Genomic DNA, 14,481 nt, shown 5'->3' with positions numbered 1-14,481 from the left:
CTGGAGAACGAGGCGGATTGCCTCATTCGCCAACATACGGAACCGCGCAGCCGCCCCCTCATAAACCACCGGGCTTAGCCGGAGCCCCCTACCGCGCGAGCGGTTTCGTTCATCGACCCACATGAGACGTTCGCCCTTCCCGATATCGGACGTTGAATAAACGCCGATTCGACCAGCACTGTCTAGACCGTCGCCCCAGTTTTTGTCACGCCGGCCGGACCGTAGCCAATTCCTGTCCCCACGAGATATGGATCAGTTCGCCGCTCTCGTAATTTCAGCAAGTGCAGCGAAAGCTCGCTCGAAGGCCTGCGACTCTGGCCTTGTCGCGTCAGTTCGGAGAGAGGCGCCGCCTAGCTACTGGACTGGCAAATTCCCAACTACGTCCCTCCTTATCTGGCTATTTTTGCCCAACCCCCGAAAACTAAAAATGTCCCTCAAACCCCACCGGATAACGCCTCCCGGGGCATATCGGGTGGCGGCATAGGCTTCCATAAGGCTGAATTTCAGACTTCCATGTCCTCCTCTTCGGCAGCCGCCTGCAGCATGCGGGCCCAGTACCCAGGGTCGGCGTAATGCGAGGCGAGCGCGTCGATGTCGACGGGCGTGGTCGCGGCACCGAAATCCATCGCACCGAACAGGTTGACGTGCCGCCAGGCGACCGGCGACATGCCTGCGATGAACGCCATCGCGGCCTCGTCTCCCGCGACCCGCTTCTGCTCGTGCACGCGGGAAAGCAAGGCTGTGTTGTAATGGATGATGGCGTTGGCGACCAGGCGGGCGCACTCGTTCCACAGTTGCTGCTCGGCCTCGGTATGCACGCGCAGCTTGCCGCCGTTGACGAAGGCGACCGCGCGGCGCAGCCGGTGGTACGCTTCGCCACGGTTGAGAGCCTTCTGCACGGACCGGCGCAGGTCGACATCGTTGATGAAGCGCAGGATGTGGCGCGTACGGCAGAGGTTGTCGAGCTCCCAGAGCGCCTTTTTCGTCTGGTTCTGACGTTTGTAGCTGCTGAGCTTGCGCACGATCGTGGCCTGCGAGACCTGCTTCTGCCCGAGCGAGGCCATGATGCGCTGGATGGCCGGCCATTCGCGGATGATCAGCTCGTCATTGGATTTGCGCGAGGGTTTGACGAGCCACAGGCCGTAGTGCCCCGGGGCATGACGGCCAACGAGACCACCGAGTTTCTTGTGGAAGTCGCGATAACGCGGCGCGAACTGATAGCCGAAGGCATACAGGGTCCAGTAGTTCACCTGGTTGGTCCCGTGCGTGTCGGTGGAATGCAGCTGTGGGCGGATGTCGGAGGTGTTGCTGTAGAGCAGGTCGAACACGTAATGGCTTTCGTGCTCGTGGGCGCCGAAGACGGTCAGGTTAAACGGTACGTGGTTGGCGACGGCGGTGTTGGCGCTGATGCCTTTGTCGAGGCCGAAGTACCTGGACGAATGGCGTGCCTGGAAGGTGTCGAACTGGGTCTCGAAGCGCTGGCCATCGCTGCTTGAATGGATCTGGTCGCCGATGTTGAAGAGATGAAAGGCGGGCAGCCCGGCGGTCGCGTTGCTGATCGCGTCGTTGGCAGCATGGATGGTTTCGATGCGAAGATAGTTGTGCGCGCAGCTTACGAGCGTGGCGTAACTGAGGCCTGAGATTTCGGCCATTTTGCGCAGCCCCATGTTGGTGCCCATCGCGATGACGCAGGCGAGGAGCTCGCATGGATCGGCCTCGTGTTTGACGTACCGTTCGAGCACATGCGTGAATGCCTTGACAAAGCCGGTGCGACTGCCAACAAACCAGAGCAGCCGCGCGATGTCGATACTGGGAATCTGGCCATAGAAGGCATGATTGACGTTTTCGTCGGGTTCGGGATAAACCAGGTTCAGACGAGGCTTGCCGCCCCGGTGCCGGACCTTGATGTAGGGATCGTCGCCTTCGTCGACGTGATGGTTGACGTATCCGAGGAGGCGTTCGATGTCGTCGTGAAGCCCGGCAAGCGTCTGCTCGATGGGCGCGAGCAGAACAGGCAGGTTGAGTTCCCTGAGCATGGCGTCCTTGTGCCGCCAGCGCGCGTCGCTGATCAGGTCGTCTTCAAAGCGGCGAAACTCGTTGCTGTCGTGGCAGAAGACGTCGCCTGCCTCAAGCGCGTTGCGCACTAGCCGGTAGACGAGAAACTCGTACCGGTCAACCTCGAGACCGCGCCAAAGCGGGGGCTCTATGCCGCGATATCGTGAACGTGCTCGTTGCTCGCGCGCGCCACACCGATTCGCGCACCACCCATGCGCCGAGGTCAGACATGAGTGCAACGCTTCCTGGACGTGCAACCCGACCGTCGGCTCTGCGGCAACGCGGCCCACGAGCGGACGTTTGTGCCTGTCGCTTCGTGCAGTCCCTCGCACGACCGCTTCGCCATCACAATTGCGCCACTGCACCGCCTCGTCACTACATCCAGCCCCATCCTGCATCCCGTGTGACCCCACATCCTCCAACACCGCTGAGCATCCCGGCCTATCAATCACCATAGCCGCCAAGACTCAGACCGCTTCGGGGCACTCCGCGATTTCCTCCATCGAGGCTCGTTCGACGCCTGCCAGCAACGCGCGGTGGCGCACTCACATGCCTGTGGACGATGGCAGGCATCGAACAACCCTTAACGTCAGCAGACGTTTGCCAACAGAATGCGAAGGACCGTATATGGACTCCTCCTCGTTTGCAAACAGGCCGCCAGTTAAACCTCAGTGTCGATCGCTCACGTATATCCGGTCTCGTACAATTGTGCCTGTTTGAGGCAACCGACCCTGATGGGCTATTCGCGCGCCGACTCCCAATCGTTCGTACGGGCTAGGAGCCTCAGTCATTCGCGGGTTTGATCGGCGCCGGTTACGTACGGAGAACAAACCTCGACGATCGATGACAGTCAGTTCATATGGGCCGTGAAGTAAATCGTGCGAGCTGTCTCTTTACAGTCGGGGTGCCGTCCCCTTCTGGGCATCGCCCCTGCCGTCGTCGCACCGATAACCGGGGACAAGAAGGCGCGACTTTGATGCCATCTACCACTGCGCGTCAGCGTGTCACACCGCAGCACCTAGCATCAGGGTTTATACTTATTTCGTCTCCTCCATAAAATCGTCCCCGCGAAATATGGATTACGCCCGCCTCCCCCAGGCGGGCTTTTTTTATGGCGAAGGCAAACATGCGAACAGCGCCCCCCACTCAAGCTGCACGAAAAACGACCGGTTCCGTACCTTCCCGCCGGGCGTGTACGGAAATTAGGAAAAGCGAGTTTTGTACATGCCCAACGATGCGGACGCCAGTTTCGTACAGAGCGGGGGGATGCCCAATGAGAAGTAGTCTCACTAGTCTTGACGATGGCTGCATGGGCGGGCAGCGATGTTCATTTTTCTGGACTGGAATACCATGGGCACCCCGATGAAGACAATACGCTGCCGCACCCCGGTGTGACCGGCCATACCCCCAACCGAAGGAAACAGCACGATGGACTATCGCGTCAGCTACGAACACAGCCTGGCAACCACTCCGGATGAGTTCATTGTCCATATCCCATCCCAGCTGGTAACCGACGTGCCGGCCACCGTGCCGCGCGCGCTGCTGCCCGAGTTCATCGCTGACCTGATCCGCCAGCGCTCGCCGCGGATCGGGCGAATCCGCAACCTGCGGGTGCTTTAGGCGTCCGCGCGATATGCGGGTCGAATGTCGCTGGTCGGCCCGGAGCGTGTCAAAACGCGTGGCCGCCAACGGCTTCGTGAGAAGTGGCCTTCGAGAACGCTCTATACGGGCTTCGGAGCACCTCGGGAGGGGTAAAGTCACCCCCAAAAACCATCACGTTTTGTATTTTGACACGGCCTCGACCCATATCAGCCCGTCGACCCGGCGTTCTCGTTAGCGCAGCTTCCGAGACGTACCGGTCATACAAGCGGCCGTATCCACCGGCAGGTACTCGGACCTGGCCGATGCAAGAGGCGCTTGCTCGCCGCTTTCGCCTGTGACAAACGCCCTGACCCACGAGATTCGCAGTGCCCTTGAGCGAATGTCACTGCTCCTTATCGCGCAGCCGCAGCAGTCCCATCAGAACCTCGTCGCGATAAGTCGCGAGTTCCTGTTGCGAGCGCGACTGAACCTCCTCATGTACGCCTTTGATGATGGTCGCACGCACGTCCGGAGTGAGTTCCGGCGTTCCCAGCACATGCCACCAGGCCGTCAATGGACCGGTGAACTGATCGAAGAAATGCTCGATACCGCCCTGACCGCCTCCGAGGTGATACAGAAGACTCGGTCCCATGATTCCCCAGCGCAAGCCTGGACCCCACGAAACAGCGGCGTCGGCATCACCAACGCTGACGACACCCTCCGCGATAAGATGCACGACTTCGCGAAAGAGGGCCGCCTGCAGGCGATTTGCGACGTGGCCCGGAACCTCCTTATGCAGGCGAATCGTCCTCTTTCCGAGGCCGTTATAGAACTCACTGACACGTTGAATAGTCTCTTCCGAGGTCTTCGCGCCACCCACAATCTCGACCAGTGGTATCAGGTGCGGCGGGTTGAACGGGTGGCCGATCACGCATCGATCGGGATGGTCAGGGCAGGCGGATTGAATCTCGCTCATCGTCAGGCCCGACGAACTCGATGCGATGATCACCTCCGGCGCCAGCGCCTCATCGAGACGCCGATAGAGATCCTTCTTGAAGTCGATCCGCTCTGGGCCATTTTCCTGAATCAGATCGCTGCCGGCGACGGCCTCGTCGAAGCTGCCCGTGAATTGAAGCTTCGAAGGCGATGCGCCGGGCGCGAGACCCATCTGCTCCAGCGCTGGCCAGGCGGCCGCGATGAAATCATCCAGCTTTTTCTTTGCGTCGGGGGCGACGTCGGTCGCAATCACGTCAAGACCTTTGGCAAGGAACAGCGCGGCCCAGCTCGCGCCGATGACCCCGGTTCCGATGATGGTAACGCGTTGGATTGGCTTGGCCATGGCAGTTGATCTCCAGAAAGTCAAACGAACGCGCTAAACCCGCTGACCGCCTTGCCGACGATCAGCGAATTCATCTCGCGCGTGCCTTCATAGGAATAGAGCGCTTCCGAATCGGCCATGAAGCGGGCGACGTTGTAGTCGAGCACGATGCCGTTGCCACCCAATACCTCGCGCGCCCAGCCGACTGTTTCACGCATACGGACTGTGCAGAACGCCTTGGCGAGCGAGGCGTGCTCGTCCTTGAGCTTGCCCTGGTCCTGCAATTGCGCGAGGCGCACGACCATGCACTGAGAGGCGGTGATGTTGCCGAGCATCTTTGCGAGCAGATCCTGGACCATCTGGAACGAGGCGATCGGCTTGCCGAACTGCTCGCGGGTCTGCGCATACTTCAGCGCATTCTCGTAGGCGCCCATGCTGCAACCGACGGACTCCCAGGCGACATACTGGCGAGTCAGGCGCAGCACGCGGGCCGTGTCGCGGAAGGACTGATCGCCCTGCAAGCGATTCTCTTCCGGCACGCGGCAGTTCTCGAGCGTGATGACGCCGTTCTGCACGACGCGCAACGCGACCTTGTTCTCAATCTTCGCGACCGAAAATCCCGGCGTCGTCTTGTTTTCGACGATGAAACCCTTCACCTGATTGTCGTCGACGTCGCGGGCCCAGATGATGGAGAGGTCGCACCAGGGGGAATTGCCAATCCACCGCTTCTGCCCGTTGAGCACCCAGGTATCGCCGTCGCGCCTGGCCGTCGTCAGCAGGCCGCCGCCGGCGCCGGAGCCGACGAGCGGTTCGGTCAAGCCGAAGCAGCCGACCTTCTCCAGGCGCACCATGGGTGGCAGCCATTTCTGCTTCTGCTCTTCCGAGCCGCCGAGGTAGATCGAGCCCATGGCGAGGCCGCTGTGCACACCGTAGAAGGTCGCGATTGATGAGTCGACGCGGGCGAGTTCCATCGCAATGAAGCCGTCAAGCAATGTGCTGCCGCCTGGGCAACCATAGCCGTTGAAACCGACGCCCACGATGTTCAGATCGCGAATGCCGGGAATCAGCTCGAACGGGAATTTGTCCTCGGCCCAATACTGGTTGATGACAGGAGCCACGGTCCCTTCCATGAAACTTCGCACCTTCTTGAGGATCGCCTGTTCCTCGTCGTTCAAGACCTGATGGATCATGTAGAAATCACTATCGGGCGCCGGCAGCACGCGGGGAGGCTTCGTCTCTGACATGGTTTGTCTCGCTCAAAATAATTAGGATGACTACTTGGAAAGGTAGTCGTAGACGATCTCCGCCTTGCCGAGCGACAGGTCTGTAAGCAGATGCACGGCCGACAGCACCTCGAGGACGGGAAGCTTCGCGACGGGCGCGAAGCAGTGCGGATGCAGCTCCAGGGACGCCGGGCCCGTCCACGCGCCCTTCACCGTCAGATCCTCGACGTAATACCTGACGATTTCGCAGACGCGCGCCGTGCAGTCGACGTTCGGCAGGATCTTGAGCAGATAGCCGGGCGCCTCGAGCGTTTTCCTGACGGCGGCGAGATCGAGCGGCGTGTACTTGTAGGCCATGGTCGCGGTGGCGACGCGCACGCCGTTGTAGTCGAGCGTGCCGACCAGCGCGTCCTTGCGCACCTCGAGCTTCGGTTGCGCCAGCACCTTGGGGAAGCCGAGCAACTCGCGGCCAGAGGCGATGCCGGCCTCGCTGTCGAGATACATCGCGTGTGTGAAGCCGCCGGCGACGCTGTTGAACGTGACCGGGATCACCTGCCCAGATTCGGTGTAGGAGCCGAGCCCGCTCGAATCGGGCATGTTGATGAATTCGTATTTGACGATCGGCTCGGTCGGCATGAGCGGCGCCGGGACCACGCGTGCAAGCGCCTCCGGATCGGTGCGATACGTGATGATCACGAATTCCCGGTCGACGAACCGGAAGGGCACCTTGGGATAGGCGGGACTTGTCAAGGGCATCGCGTAGGCCGATGCGCGCACTTCGTCTTCAGTCATGGAAGGCTCCCGGGTTGCCGTGCGGTACGAGAAACGCCGCCCGGTGATGGGTTCGGTCAACAGTTGGGGCGACGCCCGGATTCACGAGGCGTCCTTGAAACGTGCTACCGCGCCGACATCGTTCAGGCGCGCGATCTCTGCATCGTCGAACCCCAGCTCCTTCAGGATTTGCGCGCCGTGTTCGCCGAGTTGCGGCGCCGCCTCGGGCTTCACCTTCGGCGACCCGAGCACTTGAATGGGGCTGCTGACGGTGCGGGTCTGAATCCCGCCGGACAGTTCGAGCGGTACGACGATTCCATTGGCCGACAATTGCGGGTCATTGATGATCTCCGTGGCGATCTGGACGACACCGAAGATGACGCGGCCGGCGTCAAGCACCTGTTTCCAGTACGCGAGCGGCTGGCTCGCAAACATCGGGTCGAGAATCTCGACGAGTTGCGCGGCGTTGGCGGTGCGCTTGTCGTCGATGAAGCGCGGATCGTCGAGCAACTCGGATTTGCCGATGGCTTTGCAGAAGCCTGGCCAGTCCTTGCGTTGTGCAGCAACGAGCAGAATCCAGCGCTTGTCCAAGGTCTGGTACGGGTTGAGCAGAGCATTGGGTGGTGACTTGCGATCGTGCTGGGGGAAGAAGTGGCCGCCGTTCAAACCGCCTTCCACCCACGCTGCCGCTGCCCAGATGCCGTTGGCGATCAGCGACGTCGAGACATGGCTGCCCTTGCCGGTGGTGGCGCGCACGTAGAGCGCGGTCACGATCGCCGCATAAAGCGTCGTGGCCGTCGCGTGATCGCCGATGCCCGGGATCGGCAGTGTCGGCGGGCTGCCCGCGTCGTGCGTGACTTCCATCAGGCCCGAGCGCGCCCAATAGGCCGTGACGTCGAAGCCGGGCGTATCGGCTTCGGGGCCTTCGGAGCCGTATCCGGTGATGTCGGCGTAGATGAGCTTCTCGTTCAGCGGCGCGAGCGCCTCGTATGTGCAGCCGAGCGATGACTTCACACGCGGCGGAAAGTTGACGACGACAACGTCGGCCCAGCGCACGAGGCGATGCAACACTTCCTTTGCGTCCGCGGACTTCAGGTCGATGGCGATGCTGCGTTTGTTGCGGTTCGTCAGTTGCCAGGCGTAGTTGACGTCGCTCGTCGGGTTCGGCGGCATCGCCGAGAAGTAGCGATAGACGTCCCCTGTGCCTGGCGGTTCGACCTTGATCACGTCGGCGCCGAAGTCGGCGAGGATCGTCGCCGCGGCGGGGCCTGCAATGTAGCTCGCAAGATCGAGCACCTTCAGACCGGAGAAAATGTGGTTGCCGGCTGTCATCGAGCCATCTCCTGGAGATTGATGCTATCGGTTTCCCGCTTCAAAATCGGACTCAGACACTATGCGCGTAACGCAAGGCCGATCGTCAGCGGCCTTTGAACTTCGGAGTGCGTTTTTCAAGGAAGGCTTTCGTACCTTCCGCTTTGTCTTCGGTGGCGGCGCACAGGGCGAACAATGCCCGTTCCAGTTCCAGCCCCTCGGGCAGAGAGCCGTCGAGGCCGCGATTCACCGCCGCGATCGCATAGCCGACCGCGAGTGGCGCATTGGTGTTGATCTGCGCGAGGAGCGCTTCTGCGCGGGCGATAAGGTTCGCGGGTTCTACGATCTCGTTGACGAGGCCGATGCGCAGCGCTTCTTCGGCCGGGATCATCTCGCCGGTGAGGATGAGTTGAAGGGCCACGCCCTTCCCGACGAGGCGTGCGAGGCGTTGCGTGCCACCGAAGCCGGGAATGAGGCCCAGTTTGATTTCGGGTTGCCCGAACTTCGCGGAGGGACTCGCCAGGCGGACCGTGCAGGCCAGCGCGGTTTCGCAGCCGCCGCCGAGCGCCAGGCCGTTCACTGCGGCGATGACAGGTTTGCCGAGGTTCTCGACGAGATTGAGCAATGCCTGTCCGGCGCGTGCCTGCTGCTCCGCTTCAACAGGCGTGGCGGCGGCCAGTTCGCTGATGTCCGCGCCCGCAATGAACGCGCGGTCGCCTGAACCCGTGATGATGACGCCGCGCACGTCGGGGTCATCGCGGGCGCTTGCAAACGCGATCGTCAGTTCGCCGATGGCCTTGCGGTTCAGCGCGTTGAGGACTTTGGGGCGGTTCAGCGTGACTAACGCGACCGCATCTTTCTTTTGATAGGCAATCGTTTCGAACGATTCCGGAGTAAGTATCTGTTCCATGAGTCTGAACACTCCGCGCGAACTAGAGAAGTCATCCACGACACTTCACGATCGTCAGGAAAATTTCAGGTCATTGACTACGTGTACACAATCCTGGGTGTTGCTCACGTCACATGCTATTTATAGAGGAGCAGCGGAAAAAATCCAGAGCGTGCTATTCCCGGTGTACGGTTGCGACTGGTGCGGCGATGCCTGCAACGAACATTTTCTGCGTGCCCAATGCGGCCAGTGTCTTTCCGGAGGGCGGACGCGTCGAGTGCCATCGCCTGCATGGCCAGTGAGCACAGCTTTGATGCCGGGACGCCGGCGAGCGCGATGGTGAAGTCCCCGATCTCGTCGAGCCAGGTGATCTGTGGTCAATCAGCAGGTCCAGGTGCTGCCGCGATGGCCGCCTCGCATGGCGCTTGATGCGGTTGTAGGCGGTCTGCCGGCTCGACAGGTCGCGGGCCGGCAGACGGTCCAGATTGTTCTTCTGTTCATCGGTCAGGCGTCGTGCGACCCGCCGGAAAAGCCGCACCCGGGTCTTTGCATGGATCTGCTCGGTAGTCCGGTCCAGCGTCGAGAAAGCCGGCAGTTCGATGTCCTGCGCGATCAGTTCGTCGATCGTGGCATTGATGATGTCGACCGGCTGGTCCATGGACAACGCAGCCGTATGCGCGGATCGCGTCGCAATCGTGCCCGCGTCGGTGCCGTAGTACGGCTTGACGCCGAGGTGCTCGCGCACTTCGGCGTAATGCCGGAACAGCGTCGGCGATGCCTGCGTGTCATAACCGAAGCGTACTGCGGGACCGATGTTTGCCGCCGCGCGCACGTGTTCGACGACGGCCACCGGGATATTGTCGAGCGACGGGAAATGATGCATCTGCTGGAAGACTTTCAGGAGCACCAGCAGACCCAGCCGGGGGCGCTCGCCCCGCGACGACCGCCGCGCCCATTCCAGTTCATCAGGCAGGGGTGTGTAGCAGGCTTGCAGGTCCCGCGTGGCAAGGACCTTGGAAAGCGCGGATACGCAGTACGTTCGATGGTGGCCATGCGAGTCGTCCTGATCGCAGCGGGCCGCTCAGATTAGCCGAAGAAAATCCGGTCGTTACCAGGTCAGTTCGAAATGATTCCGCGCGTCTATATAACCCAAGAGCCTATGACAGGAATTTACGCTTACCTTGCCGCTACCCCTTGTTCTGGTACAGGCATGAAGCATGACCTGTGTTTGACTACAAGACCGCCGAGCGGCCAGTATCGAATGGCCAAACTGACGATCTGCTTCGCCATGTTGATCAGGCCAGGCGGGATGCGTCACTGTTTGATGCGCTCACTCGATGGCTGCCTGCATATGATCGCGGTCAGCACCAACGGAATGACCGGATGAACGACGGCAGTGCTCCCCGCGTATGCGAGAAGACGCTTGACCGAATCCGCCGAACCCAGCACCACTACGCCGTAAACCGGGCCGGACGACGCTTTGCCTCCGCCATCCTTAAAAATCGGGTCGTTCGGCTGATATCCAAAGACAGCATGAACGGGGAGGCCGAATGCCGTCAGGCTGGCGTCGTTCGTGGGGCGGAACGCGTTCACTGAATTGGGCTCCACGCGCATTGGTGGGGTTTTGATGGAATGCGCCTCAACGAGAGGGGCGACGAAGTCATGTGCTGTTTCTGTGCACGCCAGGTGATCGTCCAGCGCGTGGCTGGACGCCGGCATTGGAAAAACTGCAATGACGGCCAGAATCCCGCAGATTAGTCGCATGACACACTTCCTTAACGTCGGTCCAAAAGAGGGTTACCGGTTCATCATCTGTTGGCGACGGCCGACCACTTTCATCGAATCCCCCGGCATCAGCGACGTAAAGCATTTGCCGTACCAGGAAGGTCCACCGCCACCACATGGATCGCAGGCTTTCAGAAGTGCCTCCGACAATCAATGTGTTTCCTGTTGCATCACTCACCCAAAAACGGGACGGGGAACGGTTCGCGCCGTTGCGCCCCCAATTACCCGAGCATTCTTGTGGCAAAACGCCAATAATTGCCGGGCATTTTGCCGGAACCGGAGCCGCAATGAACGTCATCGCTTTCACGCCGACTGGCGCGGGAAATCCACGTCGTCGTGCGGAGCTTGCTCTACTTGGGCGGTTGCTTGATGCGCGCATCGAGGACGAATTCGACCTTGCGGAGCTTGCGAGCGTACGCGTTGCCGTCGACGTCATCGACCGTTTGGCGGCACAGGGGCTCAAAGCCGACGAACTGTCATTCATCATTCCACGTCGTACCCTTACGCACAGACGCCAGCAACACGAGCGTCTCTCGACTGAGGAATCTGACCGGGCCATCCGTCTTGCGCGCATCGTTGCACAGGCTACCGCATCCTTCGGACACCCCGAAAGGGCAATGCATTGGCTCCGGAATCCACAAAAACGCTTCGCGGGCCGCAGCGCGCTGGACATGGCCAGCACTGAACATGGGGCGCGCCTGGTCGAGGATGCCCTGATCCAGATCGACGAGGGGTATTTCGCCTGATGGTTCTTTGGACGATTAGCAATTATGCCGATCTGAAAGGAACCGGCGGTCTTCGCGCGCCCGGACGGTGGCATTTTGCAGGACAGCCAGTGCTCTATCTCGCGGAACACCCGGCAGGCGCCCTTCTGGAAACGCTGGTGCGCCAGGAGATCAGCAGTCCCGCGGATTTCCCGGACGGACACTTACCGGCTGCTACAAGTCGACGTAGAGGACAGCGTCACGATTGCCGAAATCGGTGAGCATGCATTTTCGCCGGACTGGCGTGACAACATGTCGTGGACGCAGGATGCCGGGACCGAGTGGCTAACAGGAAACACGTCCGCCCTTCTCAAAGTGCCCAGCGCTGTGATGCCGTTCGCCTCGAACTACATCATGAATTCCGCTCATGAAGACGCAAAGCGGATCAACATCAGCATGGTCATCGAGGTACGTCAGGATCCTCGTATGCTTAGGCTCCTGACTAGAGCGTAGTCGGGCAACGCTCCGTCAGTTGGGTATGCGAGAGCTATCGCAGGTGATGCCGATCCTGCAACGCGCGTTATAGCGGGGATCTTCTCACCGCGATGGAAACCATTGAACTTGAACCGCAGGTGCTCGTGAATCGCCGCTACGTGGCGTTTAACCTCATCCGTCAAAACAGCACGGTCGAATGCTTGATCACCATCTCGGCACTGGAAGCGTATTTCCGGCTTGCACCCCGGGCCAGTGACGCCCGAATCGTGAAGACCTTCCGGGAAGACCGCTGACATAGAACGCAGTCGCAAGACGCTGGTCCGGTATCGTGAGGTTGACGTGCTCGAGCAGCACCAGATTGCCTGTGTCGTCGTGTGCGTAATCCGAACGGTCCATCGAATCGCCCTCGGAGGATCTGACACGTCGAGTGACGTGAGGGTCAAAGAGGCGCATGGCTGGCGTTTGGGGTTCTGACTGGACGCTGGTGACCGATGCCCGGCCCGATGTGCCGGAGATGGCGCAATTTCTCCTGCACGGCGAAGTGATCATCGAGACGGCCTCCCTGGCAATCTGGGTGCTAGCCAGTTCGCGCGCGACTGGATGAAAATGCGGCGTAACTCCACTGTTCTTCGATAGATGTTCCTGTTCAGCAAGGGGACGAAAGTGTACTCGTCGTAGGCGCCGCTACCGATAAAAATCCAGTTATGCAGAACGTTTGACATGGCTGCCGAACAGAATCACATTGTCCAAGCAATCACGATAGGCGGGCGCCCCGAAGAAAAACATTCTACGAACGGTTGCCGCAGTCCTCCATGCGGGTAGGGTTCTCATACGTGTGTATATCTCAAGGGTCCAGCAAGCGAGTGTTCGAGTCTTGGCGGCGATGCGTTTGCTACGGCCATCGCCAGCGGACTGCTGATGCCTTGACCCGCGTCCTTATACCAACGTATATGAAACTTAGACCAGAAAGCAATTTATTTGACAGCCGTTTCTTTCTATATTCTCTCCAGGAGACGCGTCAACATGTGTGACCAATTCCTCGATCCACACTTCTTCGGGTCTCGAATACATCGACTTGCACTTGTAAGCGAGGATATGATGTCCACAAAGTCTGTACATTGGAGCTGGCTGTACGGAACCGGAATGATGTGGTTTATTTGTCTGTTGTGCGTAGGGTTTGCCGGCGCAATGTTGACCGCGCTCCCATTGCATCTTCTTGTCGCGACTGCGATGCATTAATCGGAACCGACCCGGTGCCCAACCCGACCCGGATCACACATAACCCGGGTTGAGGCCGCGGACTCCCATGTTTCAAGATGAACACATCAAAGCCGCATCGCGAGTCAGGACACGCCATGCGTCCGCGAACCTCCGATCGCACTACGACCGCGTTTCAATTGTCCTTCACTGGACGACGGCAGTAATCGTCCTGCTGCAATTTGCACTGGCCCATACCTGGGCGTTCGCACTCAAGCCGGAGCGGCACTTGATGATCGTCGCCCATATGTCGTTCGGCGTTTCACTCGCGGCCGTGCTCGCCATAAGAATTGTGTGGCGCATGATCCCGGCGCATCAGGTGAGCCCCGCAGATTTCGGTCTCATCGAACTGGCTTCAAAAGCTGTCCACTATCTCCTTTACGTGCTACTCGTTGCAGAGGCGATATCGGGCTTTGTTCTACGCTGGTCCGGCAACGAGGCAATGAATTTTTTCGGCTTGCTAATCCCGGCACCGTTTGCGCCCTTCTCACATGCTGCGCGTGGCATGATCGGCGAGGCACACGACCTCATCGGATGGGCGATTATTGGGGTCGCCGCCTGTCACGCGTTGGCTGCGCTTTTCCACCACTACGCATTGCGCGACGGCGTATTGATGCGAATGCTCACCTCCGAACCTGATGCCCGAGATTCGTATCCGGGAAAGCGGTAACAAACCCGTCATCCAGCCGCCGATGGCAACGATAAGCGTCGACGCAGAACGCGTCGACCAGCGCCTGATCGGCGTGGCGGCGCTTGATGGCGATACTGCGCACAAGAGCCACGCGGGCGCGTCGAACTCCGCATCGAAGCTCACCTTCCCCCTGCGGCGCTTCCTTTCAACGGCTAGCGGTACGGCACGACATCTCGCCTAGCCCTTCGCGAATGCCTCGATCCACTGCGAGAAGCCGTCCGTAAATTTCTCCAGAAATTCAACGGTCGTCAAGTTCGTTAAAGCGCCGCGTTCGTTAAACAGATCCGTGAGGCTCTGATGTGATGGACGACTCCCGCTACGCAGCGAGAGGTTTATGCCAGAGTGGAGCGGTCGTGACGTCCACGGCAAAGGAGCGTTCATCATGAAGATAGCGACTGTTG

11 protein-coding genes and 5 pseudogenes are annotated in these 14,481 nt (G+C 60.2%); 7 read left to right on the top strand and 9 right to left on the bottom strand.

Features of this window, described 5'->3' with window-relative positions:
• Positions 1-503 precede the first annotated feature (503 nt).
• Positions 504-2,183: pseudogene (locus tag HV744_RS34965) on the bottom strand (Tn3 family transposase); the annotation flags it as partial.
• Positions 2,184-3,483: 1,300 nt separating this feature from the next.
• On the opposite strand from HV744_RS34965, the gene HV744_RS34960 reads away from it, so the two are divergent.
• Entirely contained in the window at positions 3,484-3,675 is a 192-nt protein-coding gene (locus tag HV744_RS34960; protein WP_175153832.1) for a hypothetical protein, read from the top strand.
• A 364-nt stretch (positions 3,676-4,039) separates the two neighbouring features.
• Here HV744_RS34960 and HV744_RS34955 read toward each other — a convergent pair whose 3' ends face one another.
• From HV744_RS34955 to HV744_RS34925, 7 genes and pseudogenes are all read right to left on the bottom strand, one after another.
• Complete coding sequence (locus HV744_RS34955; protein WP_175153834.1) at positions 4,040-4,975, bottom strand: 3-hydroxyacyl-CoA dehydrogenase NAD-binding domain-containing protein; 936 nt, start codon at positions 4,973-4,975, stop codon at positions 4,040-4,042.
• A 20-nt stretch (positions 4,976-4,995) separates the two neighbouring features.
• A complete protein-coding gene (locus HV744_RS34950) occupies positions 4,996-6,198 on the bottom strand; it encodes an acyl-CoA dehydrogenase family protein (protein WP_175153831.1) in 1,203 nt (400 codons plus the stop codon).
• A 30-nt stretch (positions 6,199-6,228) separates the two neighbouring features.
• On the bottom strand, positions 6,229-6,969 hold the full coding sequence (locus HV744_RS34945; RefSeq protein WP_175153830.1) for an acetoacetate decarboxylase: 741 nt from the start codon (positions 6,967-6,969) through the stop codon (positions 6,229-6,231).
• Between the two features lie 81 nt (positions 6,970-7,050).
• Positions 7,051-8,280 (bottom strand): CaiB/BaiF CoA transferase family protein, encoded by a 1,230-nt coding sequence (locus HV744_RS34940; protein ID WP_175153829.1) that lies wholly within the window; start codon positions 8,278-8,280, stop codon positions 7,051-7,053.
• Positions 8,281-8,365: 85 nt separating this feature from the next.
• Entirely contained in the window at positions 8,366-9,208 is an 843-nt protein-coding gene (locus tag HV744_RS34935; RefSeq protein WP_246279354.1) for an enoyl-CoA hydratase/isomerase family protein, read from the bottom strand.
• 188 nt (positions 9,209-9,396) lie between these two features.
• Positions 9,397-10,201, bottom strand: a pseudogene (locus HV744_RS34930) (DUF4158 domain-containing protein); the annotation flags it as partial.
• Between the two features lie 261 nt (positions 10,202-10,462).
• On the bottom strand, positions 10,463-10,912 hold the full coding sequence (locus tag HV744_RS34925; protein ID WP_175153828.1) for a hypothetical protein: 450 nt from the start codon (positions 10,910-10,912) through the stop codon (positions 10,463-10,465).
• A 308-nt stretch (positions 10,913-11,220) separates the two neighbouring features.
• On the opposite strand from HV744_RS34925, the gene parS reads away from it, so the two are divergent.
• The 6 genes and pseudogenes from parS (at position 11,221) to HV744_RS34895 (ending at position 14,261) form a co-directional block, all read left to right on the top strand.
• A complete protein-coding gene (gene parS, locus HV744_RS34920) occupies positions 11,221-11,679 on the top strand; it encodes a type II RES/Xre toxin-antitoxin system antitoxin (protein ID WP_175153827.1) in 459 nt (152 codons plus the stop codon).
• Positions 11,676-12,150 (top strand): annotated as a pseudogene (locus HV744_RS34915) (RES family NAD+ phosphorylase). Before parS ends, HV744_RS34915 begins: the two are co-directional and overlap by 4 nt.
• Before the next feature lie 92 nt (positions 12,151-12,242).
• Positions 12,243-12,416, top strand: a pseudogene (locus HV744_RS34910) (DUF1488 family protein); the annotation flags it as partial.
• Positions 12,417-12,583: 167 nt separating this feature from the next.
• A complete protein-coding gene (locus HV744_RS34905; RefSeq protein WP_175153825.1) occupies positions 12,584-12,736 on the top strand; it encodes a hypothetical protein in 153 nt (50 codons plus the stop codon).
• A 702-nt stretch (positions 12,737-13,438) separates the two neighbouring features.
• Positions 13,439-14,059 (top strand): cytochrome b, encoded by a 621-nt coding sequence (locus HV744_RS34900; protein ID WP_175153824.1) that lies wholly within the window; start codon positions 13,439-13,441, stop codon positions 14,057-14,059.
• Positions 14,028-14,261 carry a hypothetical protein gene (locus HV744_RS34895; RefSeq protein ID WP_175153823.1) on the top strand — a complete coding sequence of 78 codons (234 nt, stop codon included), beginning with the start codon at positions 14,028-14,030 and terminating at the stop codon, positions 14,259-14,261. The genes HV744_RS34900 and HV744_RS34895 overlap by 32 nt, the downstream gene beginning before the upstream one ends.
• Here HV744_RS34895 and HV744_RS36915 read toward each other — a convergent pair.
• A pseudogene (locus HV744_RS36915) lies at positions 14,258-14,481 on the bottom strand (hypothetical protein); the annotation flags it as partial. The gene HV744_RS34895 and the pseudogene HV744_RS36915 overlap by 4 nt on opposite strands.

This window comes from Paraburkholderia ultramafica, from assembly GCF_902859915.1.
GTDB lineage: Bacteria > Pseudomonadota > Gammaproteobacteria > Burkholderiales > Burkholderiaceae > Paraburkholderia > Paraburkholderia ultramafica.
This window is presented reverse-complemented; position numbering and strand designations above follow the sequence as displayed.

Coding starts and splice junctions, on each gene's coding strand:
- HV744_RS34960 (WP_175153832.1), top strand. CDS start 3,484: ATGGACTATCGCGTCAGCTACGAACACAGCCTGGCAACCACTCCGGAT.
- HV744_RS34955 (WP_175153834.1), bottom strand. CDS start 4,975: ATGGCCAAGCCAATCCAACGCGTTACCATCATCGGAACCGGGGTCATC.
- HV744_RS34950 (WP_175153831.1), bottom strand. CDS start 6,198: ATGTCAGAGACGAAGCCTCCCCGCGTGCTGCCGGCGCCCGATAGTGAT.
- HV744_RS34945 (WP_175153830.1), bottom strand. CDS start 6,969: ATGACTGAAGACGAAGTGCGCGCATCGGCCTACGCGATGCCCTTGACA.
- HV744_RS34940 (WP_175153829.1), bottom strand. CDS start 8,280: ATGACAGCCGGCAACCACATTTTCTCCGGTCTGAAGGTGCTCGATCTT.
- HV744_RS34925 (WP_175153828.1), bottom strand. CDS start 10,912: ATGCGACTAATCTGCGGGATTCTGGCCGTCATTGCAGTTTTTCCAATG.
- parS (WP_175153827.1), top strand. CDS start 11,221: ATGAACGTCATCGCTTTCACGCCGACTGGCGCGGGAAATCCACGTCGT.
- HV744_RS34905 (WP_175153825.1), top strand. CDS start 12,584: ATGGCTGGCGTTTGGGGTTCTGACTGGACGCTGGTGACCGATGCCCGG.
- HV744_RS34900 (WP_175153824.1), top strand. CDS start 13,439: ATGTTTCAAGATGAACACATCAAAGCCGCATCGCGAGTCAGGACACGC.
- HV744_RS34895 (WP_175153823.1), top strand. CDS start 14,028: ATGCCCGAGATTCGTATCCGGGAAAGCGGTAACAAACCCGTCATCCAG.